We start from the raw sequence: 13,867 nt of genomic DNA on the forward strand, positions 1-13,867 counted from the left end.
AAAGAAAAAGCACAAAACAATACATAATAGACAAAACACACAAAACATCGATAAGCTGTAACACCTGCAATAAAACCACGTATTACTATAAGAAAACACCTAATAGAACTTAAAAACAACAAAATTTCACAAACAAAACTATTTATACATTACATCTCAGTAAAACAATTAAATAATTACAAAATATTACACATAAAAAAAGCCACCTAAAAGGTGGCTTTTTATAATTATTAAAAGAGTGATTATTTCTTAATTACTTTTACTGTTTCTGTTGCGTCACCAATAGTTACTTTAACAAAGTAAGCACCAGCTTGTAAAGCAGACATATTAACCTCTGTATTTACTGCATTAGGCGCAGTACGTAATACTTCTTGCCCTAACATATTGTAAACAGCTATGTTATCCATATTTTGTTGTGCTTTTAAGGTTAAGTTATCATTTACTGGGTTTGGATAGTAATTGAATGACTCAAAAGTATTATCAGCTACACTAAGAGATGTTGGTGACCATGCACAAATATTAAATTCGTCTTCATCATAACCATATTCCCAAACTCTTACATATATAACATCTCCTTCAGTTAAACCTACTAACTCAATCATTGAGTAAAGTCCATCACCACCATCATCATTACAGTCAATTTCCACTAATGCACCTACTGTACCTGAATAAACAGCCATAACAGAATCACCAAAAATAGAACCATCTACAGAAGATATTTCAATATTTACCTCTCCCGTTACAGGAACTGTTACACTAAACCATACATCTGTACCAGGAGTAGAACCACAATCAGCATCTGCTTCAATAGAAGTTGTAGCTCCTGCTGTAGAAGCAGTAACTTGTGCTTCGCAAAGTGTGTCTCCAACAGAAAGAGCAATAGCTCCTGAAGCATCATCATTTGCAGGAGCAGGCGTCATAGTTGTAAAAGAATAAGGTCCTGTCCAATCACTAGCATCTCCACCACAATCAGCTTGCACATAGTACTCATAAGTTGTAGAAGGTGTTAATGCTGTTAGAGATAAAGGATTACTTGTAGCACCTGTAATCATTGTACCTGTACCTTGCGTTAATGGAGCTACTCCCCATTCAATATTCCACATTGTAGCAGTTCCATTTTCAACCCAACTAAGGTCTGCTGTTGTTTCTGCAACATTTGTAGCAGTTAAACCTGTTGGAAATGGGCAAGTTGGTAATTCTGTAAATGCTACATTATCAATAGCTAAATCTCCTTGATAAGTACCTGCACTAGTAGCTCTAAATGTAATGCTAATAGTTTGCCCTGCATACGAAGACAAATCAATTACAGCTAAATCCCATGGAGTTACTGCATCTGCTTGTTGCTCTCCACTTAAAGACCATACATTAGTAGTACCATTTACAAGTACATCTAATGTTCCTATAGCACTACCATACATATGGTAATTAAACATTAGTGTTGGGGTTGTAAGAGCTGCTAAATCTACTAAAGGAGATACTAAGTCTGTAACATCTCCAGCACTTCCACCCGTTGCTTCTACATAGAAATAATTTCCTGTAGTAATGGATGGATCTGGACCAGTTGAACCTGAACCTGTATCTGTCCCTGGAGCAGATTCCCAGTAGTATGATCCACCCGTTGCAGACCAGCAGTTTTCCTCTACGAAAGCAGAAGTTTGCGTTGTAAAAGTTTCAAAATCTTCAATATACTCTGCAGTAATTGCATCACATTCTGTAGTAAAAGTAAAAGGACCAACCCATTCTGAAGTACCATCAACACCACAGTCTGCTCTTACATAAAAATCATATGCTGTTACAGCTGTTAGTGACATTGCTGTATAGGGGTTTGCAACTCCATTTGCAGTTGGATTTCCTGTAGCTGTTGCACCACTATCCACTATTTCAATATCCCATGCAGTAGCAGTTCCATTTTCTGTCCAACTTAAATCTGCTGTTGTATCTGTTATATTACCAGCTGTTAACATACTAGGATCTAAACACGCTGGTGGAGTTTGAGATGCAATTGTAGGAGAACCTAAACACCATCCCCATTTCCAACCATCATCATCGTCATACGATAAGCGATATTGAAAGCCTGATAATTGTGTTGCTGTATATCCTGAAATATCAAAAATAGCACTTGTATACGCTTCTACATTTGCACAAGTTTGAAAATCTGTGGTTGTAGAGTTTCCAGTAAACGTTTCTAATACAGACCAAGTCATTGCATCTGCATCATACACCTCGATTGCCAAAACTTCTCCGGTTAATGCTCTATATACAATATCTCCACTCACAGTAATCCATGTTTCTCCTGCATCACGTGCAGCAGTTAAATCAATAATTGGTGATGTAAGCTGAAGATCATCATTAGACGATGAGCCTGCAGCATCATCATCAAAACTAAATGTTGCATCTCCTACTGTAGGGTCTGATAATAATGCACTAACATTATAGGTTCCTGTAAGTGTCCAATCTGAATTAGGCCAAGAAGCACCTTGGTTCAGTGTTTGCGCATAAGAGCTCAAAGCTGAAGCTAAAATGCTGAAAATTAAAAATAGGGTAGTTTTTTTCATGTTTAATTAATTTTTATTAGAGAATTATTATTATAAACGCAAAAGATATTAATAATAATTAAAGTAAAATGTTAAAATTACATATTATAGATAAAAAAATGTAAAACACCGATAAAGCGTTATATTTAGCATAATACCACGCTTTATCAAAAGAAAAACATAAACCAATGACAGATAGACCATTAGCGAAACCAAAGTCAGTTTAAGCTTACATTTTTATAAAAAGGTTTAAATAATTACAAAATATTAGGTGTAAAAAAAAAGCCACCTAAAAGGTGGCTTTTTACTATTATGAATAAGAGTTATTATTTCTTAATTACTTTTACTGTTTCTGTTGCGTTACCAATAGTTACTTTAACAAAGTAAGCACCTGCTTGTAAAGCAGACATATTAACCTCTGTATTTACCGCATTAGGAGCAGTACGTAATACTTCTTGCCCTAACATGTTGTATACAGCTATATTTTCAATATCTTTTTGAGCAGTTAACGTTAAGTTATCATTTACTGGGTTTGGATAGTAAGAAAACAAGTTATTAAACTCAATATCTTGTGAAGATAATGAAGCACAACTAACAGTTGCTTCCCATCCAGCCAATTGAGTTGAACCATCAGAAGTGAAAGTAAAGGTTAAACAACCTGAAGCATCAGAAGATGTTATTACTTCTCCTGTTAAATCTGCTGTACCATCATTAACTCCTTGCCAACAAAAACCTTCAGTTCCAGCACCTAAACCTAAACTTGCAGGAGTAATTGGTGTAGCAGTTTCATCTGCACCATCATAAATAAATAAACTATCCCAACAATCATCTATACCCTTACCTTCTACTAGAAAACTTGTAAAGGCTACACTTACTGCATCACCAGAAGCATCAGGACAAATAGTTATTGTATAATTTTCATAAGAAGAATAGCTTGAAGTTGCACCACCAGTATCGTAGAAGCCACCTCCACATGCAGGAGGAGTAACACCTGTAGTAAAGGCAAAAGGTCCTGCCCAAGCACTTAAATCTCCTTCTCCACAATCTGCTTGTACATAATACTCATATTCTGTTTCTGCTGTTAAACCAGTTAAAGTATAAGGATTAGCAGTAACACCTGTTACCATTGTACCATTTCCTTGTGTAAAACTAGCAGTTCCCCATTCTACATTCCATGTAGTTGCTGTTCCTACTTCTGTCCAACTTAAATCTGCTGAAACGTCTGCAATATTTGTTGCTGTTAGCTCTGTAGGAGCTTCACAAGAAGGTATAACCACAACACTAATATTATCTAAATAAAAATAATCATAGTTAGCCGCTAATCCATTTTTAAATGCCAAGTACTTATCTGTACCTACAGGAATATCAATACTATATGTTTCAAAATTATAACTAGGTGCCACTAAAGTTTCAATTGCTGTAAATGTACTTGCATCTTCAGGATTTGTTAGCGTACCAACTATTAACTCGTTACCTGTAGCACTATCCATTTCAAATACTACTCTATTTAAACCAGAACTTAAGTCTGTAGTTTCTGGACTTACTAAAATGTAATTACCAGCGGTATCATCACTGTTAGTTAAATAAAATTCACCAGAAGAATTAACATAACCAGACCCAGCACCTTCATCTATAAAAGTCCAACAATCTGGTGTGGTAGTAGTAGAAACAGAACCTGTATCAGCAGAGTCAAAGTCCTCAAAATATGGTACCGTAAAGGCTCCACAAGCTGTAGTAAAAGAAAATGGACCAGCCCATGAACTTAATTCACCTCCTGCACATATTCCTTGTACATAAAACTCATATGAAGTTGAAGAGTTTAATCCTGTTTTTGTATATGGATTAGAAACAGCCTCATCTGTTGCTGTACCTGTTGCACTTGCACCTGCTACAACCACCTCTACGTTCCATGAAGTAGCTGTACCTATGTCTGTCCAAGATAAATCTGCCTGTGTCAATGCAATTGCATCTGCAGACAAGTTTGTTGGTGTAGGACAAGATTGTACAATACCATGAAAAGTAATATTAGGAGACATAGGACTAAGTGTACCTGTAGGAGCACTTGTTGGGTCTGGATTTGTACCATCACTTCTAAAGTACAAAGAAATATTAGAATCTGAAGATGTGTACAATACCTTATCTGAAGATGTGTCATAACTATCCTCATTTGCATCGATAGCAAGTACAATATTATCTATTCCGTTGTAAGCAAACGGTGTATCAAAAGTTAATGTTATTGTTGTTCCTGATTTGGTTAATGTTCCATTTGTCATTTTTTTGTCTAAAGTAGCAACATCTACCCAGTCTGTTGAGGAAGTAAAAGCTGTTTTTGTAGTATGACCAATCCATAAATCGATATTATCATCTGAATCTGGAATAGCATCTTCATCTACCATTTCTAATGAAATAGAAGTAATATTACCACTTGCATTAATATCACTTGCATTATAAATAACTTGTGAATACGAATAACTCCAATAAAAGCTTATAGGGAATGCGTTAGAGGATAGCTGACCGGAGCCCACGCTAACCTGAGAAAAAGATAACGATGTAAAAAGAATCGCTAAAAGTAATGTAATTTTTTTCATGTAAAATTAATTTTTATTAAAATATTATTAATGTAATCGCTAAAACTATTAATAATAATTAAAGTAAAAAGCTAAAAGAATGCTTAATAGACAAAACGCATAAAACATCGATAAACCGCTTTACCTCCTGTAAAAACACAATTTTTGCAAGAAAAAACTTAAATTATTGGTATTCAATTCATTAGCTTAAATAAAATCAATTTCACATTACATCATGGTAAAATAATTAAATAATTACAAAATATTAGGCATAAAAAAAGCCACCTAAAAAGGTGGCTTTTAAAATATTTAAAAAGAGCTAAAAATTAGTTCTTAATCACTCTTACTGTTTCTGTAGTAGTACCTATTGTTACTTTAACAAAGTAAGCACCTGCTTGTAAGTTAGACATATCAACATCTGTACTTACAGTATTAGGAGCAGTACGTAGTACTTCTTGCCCTAACATGTTGTAAACAGCTATGTTTTCTATATCTTTTTGTGCTTTTAAAGTTAAGTTATCATTCACTGGATTTGGATAGTAAGAAAACTCTATACCATTATCAAAATCTTGTGCAGATAATGTAACACATGAAACAGCTAAATCAAAATCACCATTATTTGAACTCCAACCTTCTACCATTATATAGTATGTAGTTGCTCCATCTGAAGTAAATGTTATTTCTGATTGTGGAGAACATACTCCTGAAGCATCATCATTAAATGCTACTTGTGTTCCTCCACATGCATCAAATACTCTAATATAAGTATCATATCCAGAACCACATAAACTCGCTGTAATTTCATCACCATCACTAGTTCCTGCTAATACGTACCAAACATCATTAGAAGCATTATTACCACTGTCTGTTGCATATTCTGTAGACCCACTTACTGTGTCTCCACAGCTGATAGCTTCTGCATCAACACATTCGTCATTTGCAGGAACAGGTCCAGATGTTGAAAAAGTGTAAGGACCAGACCAAGCACTTGTTTCTCCACCACAATCTGCTTGCACATAATATTCATATTCTGTTTCAGTTGTTAAACCAGTTAAAGCATAAGGATTTGTAGTAATACCTGTTACCATTGTTCCTGCTCCTTGTGTTAATGGAGCTGTTCCCCATTCTATATTCCAAGTAGTTGCAGTTCCTGCTTCTGTCCATCCTAAATCCGCTGAAGTTTCTGTAACATTTGATGCTGTTAAAGTAGTTGGATCTGGACAAGAAGAAATAGACCATTCTAAAGTAAACTCACCTGAACCAGTACTGTAAGCAGATTGTACCCAATAAGCTGTTTGGTCTGAACCAGTTGTATTTGTAAATATTTCTGTGGTTGTATCTGGATCATCTGTACAAGCTACTAACGTAGTACCAGGACATGCACCACCATATGCTAATCTATGTTTAGAGTCATATGCATTAGACGTTTGACCGATTACTAAAGTAGCTCCGTCTGGAACTAAAATAGAATAAACAACATCTGGAGCACTAGTATTTGTTAAACAATCTACAACAAAATCATTTCCTGCTAAAGCTGTAGTAGCTGTTAAAGGACTAACTTCTGCTCCTAAATCTATAACTCCAGAACAATTATCATTTGCTGGAGGAGGTAACGGACAAGTATATGTAAATGTACCTACTTCATAATCACAAGCAGCATCAACTCCTGTTACATCAATAGTTACAGAATCTCCTGTATTATAAGGCCCTGTTGTTACCGTACCAACTGTTATAGGATATGTATTTATTCCATCATCTAAAACGCTTCCTGCATCACCTGCATCAGAAATTACGTGATCTACGGTAAATGTTCCTGTTCCATCAGAATTACAAGAATCTACAATAGTAGAGCTATCAATAACCACAAAGGTACATGCTGGTGGTGGCACACAAGTAATAGCTAAATCAAAATTACCATTATTTGAACTAAAACCTTCTACCATTATATAGTATGTAGTTGCTCCATCTGAAGTAAAGGTTACTTGAGATTGTGGAGAACACACTCCTGAAGCATCATCATTAAACGCTACTTCTGTTCCTCCACATGCATCAAATATTCTGATATAGGTATCATAGTCTGATCCGCATAAACTAGCAGTTATTTCCTCACCATTAGCAGTTCCTGCTAACACATACCATACATCATTAGAAGTATTATTACCACTGTCTGTTGCAAATTCTGTAGATCCAATTACTGTATCTCCACAGCTGATAGCTTCTGCATCAACACATTCGTCATTAGCAGGTACTGCAGAAGAAAGAGTGGTAAAGCTATACTCTGTACATCCAGATGCATCACCTAATGCATTATAAGGTAAAATATTCACGAAATATTCTGTAGTTTCAGCTAAAGTTCCTAAAGCATAAGTAGTAACATCTCCTACATCAGTCGTTGCTAATACCTCAGAACCTCCACTTGTAGTACCAACAGTTAATTTATATCCAGAAGCACCACCAGATGCATCACTCCAAGTAATATTTCCATCAGTTGATGCAAAAATGTCCCCATTTGAAGGACTAGTTAACATTGCATCACAACTTGGTGGAGAGCTAGCAGAGTATGTTACTTCAACATCAATTGTAATTGTAATTGCATCTGACCAAGCATCATCATCATGAGATGTTATTGTTAATGATGAAAATCCTGTTATGTCATAACCATTAAATTCACTACCACAACCTGTAACAATTGCTCCACCATCTACAGATAAGTCAAACCCATACCAACTAGATGCATCTGCTGAACACCAAAAAGAAGTCAAAGAACCAGCAGCATTAACAAGCTGCATAGAAGTAGGAGTATTCCCTGCATTACAAGTGATATCTGCTACGTTAATTGATAATACAGTTGGACCATCATCCTGTCCTGATACTGTAAAAGTTTATGTACATGTACTCTGAGCTACAGCTCCTAAGTAACAAAATACAATAAAAAATAATAAAGTAATTTTTTTCATATAAATTGGTTTTTGTTAATAAGTTAATATTCAATAGCATAAAGACTAAAACTATTAATAATAATTAGAGTAAAAAGCTAAAAAAATAAAAATCAGATAAAATGTAAGAAAATACCGACCAAATGCAATGCAAACCTTAAAACTACATGCAACATAAACTATATAACATTAAAAACAAGATGTTTAAACAGTATTGAACACTTGTAATTGAATACAAAATAAAAGCACAAAAAAAGGCTTTGTTGTTAAACAAAGCCTTTTACTATTAAAAAAGTATATACTACTTTTCTATAGGTTTCTATTCTTTAATTACATGAATAGTTTTTGTTTGATTATTTATAGAAACTTGAACAATATATGCTCCTGCTTGTAAGCTAGACATATCAATATTTTGAATATTAGTTTCAGTAACATTTATAATGCGTTGTCCTAACATATTAAACACACTTACTTTTTCAACACCTACATTAGTATTAAAGTTTAAAGTTTCTTTTATAGGATTTGGATAATAACTAAATCCTTCAAAACTATTATCTTCTATTGCAAGAGTTGATGGAGACCAAGCACAGATATCAAAAGACCCTTTAGTATTATCTCCAAATTCCCATACTCTAATAAACAATGTATCACCAGGAGTTAAACCTGTTAACTCAATTAAAGAGAAAAGACCTACACCATCATCATCATCACAAGCAACCTCAACTAAAGCTCCAGAAACACCAGAATAAACTGTCATTACGGTATCACTAATTGGATTTGCTCCTGTTGAAGAAGTAGTTTCTACTGTTACTTCTCCTGTGCTAGGTACTATAACTTTAAACCATACGTCTCCTTCTGGAGTACCGCAAGATGCTTCTGCTTCTGCTGAGTCTGTTGCACCAACATTGGTTGCTACCGTTTTACCATCACACATAGTATCTCCAATAGTTAACTCAATAGCCCCAGGAACTTCATCGTTTACTGGAGGACAAGCAAAATCAAATGAACCTACAGTTGCATCACAATTAATATCAGCATGCCATACATCAATAGTTATAGAGGTAGCATCTGCTACATAAGGTCCAGTTGTTACTATACCTACAACTACAGGATACGTATTAACTCCATCAAATAATAAACTTCCAGCTGGATCTCCAGCATCAGAAATTACGTGATCAATTGTAAATGTTCCATTAACACAATCTGGTACAATAGTTGAGCTATCTACAGTAACTGGAGTACATGTTGGTACTACTGCACAAGTTAATGTAATATCAATAGTGCCAGTTTCAGTACTTCCACTAGAATAGTGAGCTACATATACATAATACGTTTCATTAAGAACTGAGGCAAAAGTATGCGTTTCATTTCCAACTGATTGATCATCACAATTTACATTTACTAAGGCACCACAAGCACCACTAGTAAGAGCAACTTCATGGTCAAAACTAGCATCAACAGATACTGTCATATCACCACCAGTTCCTGTAAAAGTAAACCATATACCATTATCTCCCATTGAACAACCACTACCTTCTTGGTTACCTGTAGAACCTTCTGAGGTTGCATTAATTGTATCACCACAAGCTATTGGAGTAGCATTAGCACAATCTATATTAGTTGGTGCTGGTGGTGGACAAGTATAATCAAAAGAACCAAGTACAAAATCACAATCAGGATCTACTCCAGTTACCTGTAAATTTACAGTTTCTCCACTAAGATAAGGACCAGTTGTTACTGTACCTACAGTTAATGGATACGTATTGGTTCCATCTTCTAAAACAGTTCCAGCATCACCAGCATTTGATACTACGTGATCAATAGTAAAAGTACCTGTACCATCAGGATTACAATTTTCTACAATAGTAGAACTATCAATAATAGCTTGTGTACATGTTGGTGGATCTGTACATGTAAGATCTAAAGTAAAGGCTGCTGTACCAGAATAATCAAAGATTCTAACAATATATGTTCCAGCTGCTGGAGTATCTAAAAATACTTCCTCTGGGTTACCACTATCACTACATTCTATAGCAGTAAGATCGTTACAAGATCCTGAGTAAATAAATACAACTCCATCTAAACCAGTTTCACCAGCAGGTTGATCAAGACTTACGGTATAACTACTAGTACCATTTGCAACGAATGAATAAAACAAATCTAATGGGTTTGATGAAGTGTATGAACCACAAGTAGCACTAAGACCAGATACTGTTGCGTTTTCAGTGTTACCATTTATTGTTATTCCACAGTCTAATGGAAGCGCTCCATCACAGTTATCATTTACTGGAGGGTCAACTAGAGGCGAGGTATATTCAAGTGTCACCCATTCACTAACATCACCAACTCCACATATTGCACGAACCCAATACAATTTAGTTTCCCCTGGATCATGACCAAAAGTTGCAGCAGCTTGAGAAACTAGTACTGGATTATCTGGTTCTGTTGCATCTGGCTGAGTAATACCAACTTCCCAAGAAGTTTCATCTCCTCCTGCAGTCCAAGTAAACTCTGTAGTTGTTGTTGATTGTGTTGTTGGTGCAAAATTTGTTGGTACTGGGCAATCTGGTGCAGGTGTAAAAGTCAATGTCCAATCAAATGGACCAGCTGACCATTCATCAGACCATTCAATATAGTAATCATTTCCTGCTACTACTGCATAATTAAGAACTTCAGAAGCATAAAAACTACCTGAACCTAAATCACAGGAGTCATCATTTGCAACTATATCTGTAAATGCTCCACATGCACCTGATCCAACAGCTAAATCGGTATCAGCTCCACCTAAACAAGAGTATACATCGATAGTTCCATCTGCAGTTGCTGTATAAACAAACCATGCGGCATTGTCACCACTTGGTAGCGTCATATCTGCGCTAAAAGTACCGTCTGTAATTGTTGTTCCTGTAATTGTTCCTGGTGTTACAGCTGTAGCTGTAGCACAAGTGTCTTGGGCATGACTTTGCCAACAAAAAGCAATCATGACCATCAATAGAAATGTAAATTTTTTCATTTTTTTGGTTTTTTAGTTAATAAATTGATTAATAGATATGCAATCTATTCATTATTAGTCAATTAGAAACCAAAACCTAGAAATAATCAATTAACAAATCGATTAAAAACAAAAAAACCCGTTAAAGGTTTAACGGATTTTAATTTATTCAGTATGTAATTTATTGATAAATCAATAAAACTGTTAATTTGTTATTATTTTCCTACAAAAGCTTCCATCACTTCATCACTTACTCCTACATTATTAAAGCCTCCGTCATGAAATAAATTTTGTAGCGTAACCATTTTTGTAAGATCACTAAACATAGCTACTGTATAATTAGCACAATCTAATGCAGTTGCATTACCTAATGGAGCCATTTTATCTGCATAAGCAATAAACCCATCAAATCCTTTTACACCAGAGCCTGCTGTAGTAGGTGTTGGTGATTGCGAAATAGTATTTACTCTAACTGTTTTGTCTTTACCCATGTAATACCCAAAACTACGAGCAATACTTTCTAGATATGCTTTATTATCTGCCATATCGTTATAATCTGGAAAAACACGCTGAGCTGCCATATAGGTTAGCGCAACAATACTTCCCCATTTATTCATAGCATCTTTTTTGTAAAGAGTTTGCATTACTTTATGAAAAGACATAGCAGAAATATCTGTTCCTTTTTGGGTCCAATCATAATTCTGGTTAGTATATGCATTTCCTTTTCTTACATTAATAGACATACCAATAGAATGTAAAACAAAGTCTATTTTACCTCCTAAAATCTCCATAGATTTTTCTACAAGGTTTTCTAAATCTTCTAAAGAAGTAGCATCAGCAGGAATAACTTGAGCTCCTGTTTTTTCTGCTAAGGCATTAATTGTTCCCATTCTTAATGCAACAGGAGCATTAGTTAATACAAAGGTTCCTCCTTCTTCATGAACGCGTTCTGCTGTTTTCCATGCTATTGAGTTTTCATCTAAGGCGCCAAATATGATTCCTTTTTTTCCTTTTAATAAATTGTACATATTTAATATGTTATTTGGTATGGTTAATTTTATAAATTGATGGTCAAATATAACTAAATTAATATTTATGAGGTATCTAATATTAAGGATTTAGTTATGCTTACATAATAAGCTTTTTAATTAAGTAATTGTTTTGCGTGTGCCATAGCAGAGGCCGAAACCTCAAGACCTCCTAGCATTTGTGCTATTTCTACAACACGTTTGTCATGAGTTAATTTTACTAAATTTGTTGTTGTTACTTCTTCAATATCTTCTTTATACACTTTAAAATGTGTATGTCCTTTTGCTGCAATTTGTGGCAAGTGTGTTATTGCAAATACTTGCATGGTTTTACTCATGTTTTGCATAATATCTGCCATTTTATTTGCAATCTCACCAGAAACTCCTGTATCTATCTCATCAAACATTATAGTTGGCAATTGTATATAATTAGATAAAATAGATTTTATTGCTAGCATAATTCTTGCTAACTCTCCTCCTGATGCTGCTTTTTTAAGTGCATTAAACTGCCCTCCTTTATTTGCTGAAAACATAAAAGACAATTGATCTTTACCATTATACGTATAGTCTTTTGCCAAGGTTACTTCTATTTTAAATTGTGCATTTGGCATTCCTAAATCGCTCAAAATACTTTCTAGTTGCTTGATAAGCGAAGGAATTGTTTTGTGTCTTTTATCGTGAATGGTTTTAGAAATTGCGTCTAATTTTTTAGAGACTATTTGTATTTCTTTTTGCTTCTGATTTATGCTTTCTTCTAAATTTTCTGTTGCCGAAACTTTTTGAGATAATTCTTCTTTTATACTAATTAAGTCTGAAACATTTTCCGCTACATGCTTTTGCATTAAATTATGTAGCATTTGCAATTTTGCATTTACTACTTCTAACCTTTTTGGATCTGCATCTAAGTTTTCTTGAAGCGTTTCTATTTCTGCAAAAGTATCATCTAATTCAATAAGACTACTATTTACTCTTGTAAATAAATTTTGGTAGGTATTAGAATAAGTAGATAGTTTTTGTAACGTATTTTTTAATTGGGTTAATAGATTAAGAATACCTAAATCATCATCTTGTAATAATTGATGTGAGTGTGTTAATTTTTCTTGAATTTCTTCAATATTATTCAAGGTTTCATATTCTTCTTCTAAAGATTCTAATTCGCCATCTACAAGATTTGCTTCATTTAGTTCTTTTAGTAAAAAGGTATTATAATCTTGTTCTTTTAGCGCTTCGGCTTGAAATGCATTAAGTTCTTTTAATTCTTTTTGAAGCTTTTTAAAGCTTTGCAATTCTGTTTGATAGTTTTGTAAATTAGCTTTATTACTTGCTAAAGCATCAATGATTTGAAATTGAAAATCATCATCTACCAATTGCATGGTTTGGTTTTGCGAGTGTACATCTATTAAATGGTTACCCAACACTTGCAAGGTGTTTAGATTTACTGGAGTATCATTTACAAAGGCTCTAGATTTACCTGAAGGCAGTATTTCTCTTCTAATTATGGTTTGTGTTTCAAAATCTAAGTCTTTGGCTTTAAAAAGGTTTTCTAATTTATAGCTTTCAATATTAAAAACGGCTTCAATAACACATTTTTTATCTGTATTTTTTAGACTGCTTAAGTCTGCACGTTTTCCTAAAATTAAAGACAAACCACCTAATAAAATGGATTTTCCAGCTCCTGTTTCTCCTGTAATTATAGTAAACCCTTGGTTAAAATCAACCAAAAGCGTATCTATTAAAGCGTAATTTTTTATGGATAGAGAGGTTAGCATTTTTTTATAGTTTTAAGTGGCTACAAACAGTATTCTTGTAT

General features: G+C 34.3%; 6 protein-coding genes. All 6 read right to left on the reverse strand.

Features of this window, described 5'->3' with window-relative positions; genetic code table 11:
• Positions 1–242: 242 nt before the first annotated feature.
• A complete protein-coding gene (locus KO494_RS13785) occupies positions 243–2,555 on the reverse strand; it encodes a T9SS type A sorting domain-containing protein (protein ID WP_215968192.1) in 2,313 nt (770 codons plus the stop codon).
• A 305-nt stretch (positions 2,556–2,860) separates the two neighbouring features.
• Positions 2,861–5,122, reverse strand: coding sequence for a fibronectin type III domain-containing protein (locus KO494_RS13790; RefSeq protein ID WP_215968193.1), 2,262 nt, complete (start codon positions 5,120–5,122; stop codon positions 2,861–2,863).
• Positions 5,123–5,427: 305 nt separating this feature from the next.
• On the reverse strand, positions 5,428–7,890 hold the full coding sequence (locus KO494_RS13795; protein ID WP_215968194.1) for a T9SS type A sorting domain-containing protein: 2,463 nt from the start codon (positions 7,888–7,890) through the stop codon (positions 5,428–5,430).
• A gap of 466 nt (positions 7,891–8,356) precedes the next feature.
• A complete protein-coding gene (locus KO494_RS13800) occupies positions 8,357–11,050 on the reverse strand; it encodes a T9SS type A sorting domain-containing protein (RefSeq protein WP_215968195.1) in 2,694 nt (897 codons plus the stop codon).
• Positions 11,051–11,244: 194 nt separating this feature from the next.
• The gene (locus KO494_RS13805; protein ID WP_215968196.1) at positions 11,245–12,057 is read right to left on the reverse strand and encodes an enoyl-ACP reductase; all 813 of its coding nucleotides are present in this window, start codon (positions 12,055–12,057) and stop codon (positions 11,245–11,247) included.
• 116 nt (positions 12,058–12,173) lie between these two features.
• A complete protein-coding gene (recN, locus tag KO494_RS13810; RefSeq protein ID WP_215968197.1) occupies positions 12,174–13,826 on the reverse strand; it encodes a DNA repair protein RecN in 1,653 nt (550 codons plus the stop codon).
• Positions 13,827–13,867 lie beyond the last annotated feature (41 nt).

It is taken from the genome of Lacinutrix sp. C3R15, from assembly GCF_018860825.1.
In the GTDB taxonomy this organism is placed as follows: domain Bacteria; phylum Bacteroidota; class Bacteroidia; order Flavobacteriales; family Flavobacteriaceae; genus Oceanihabitans.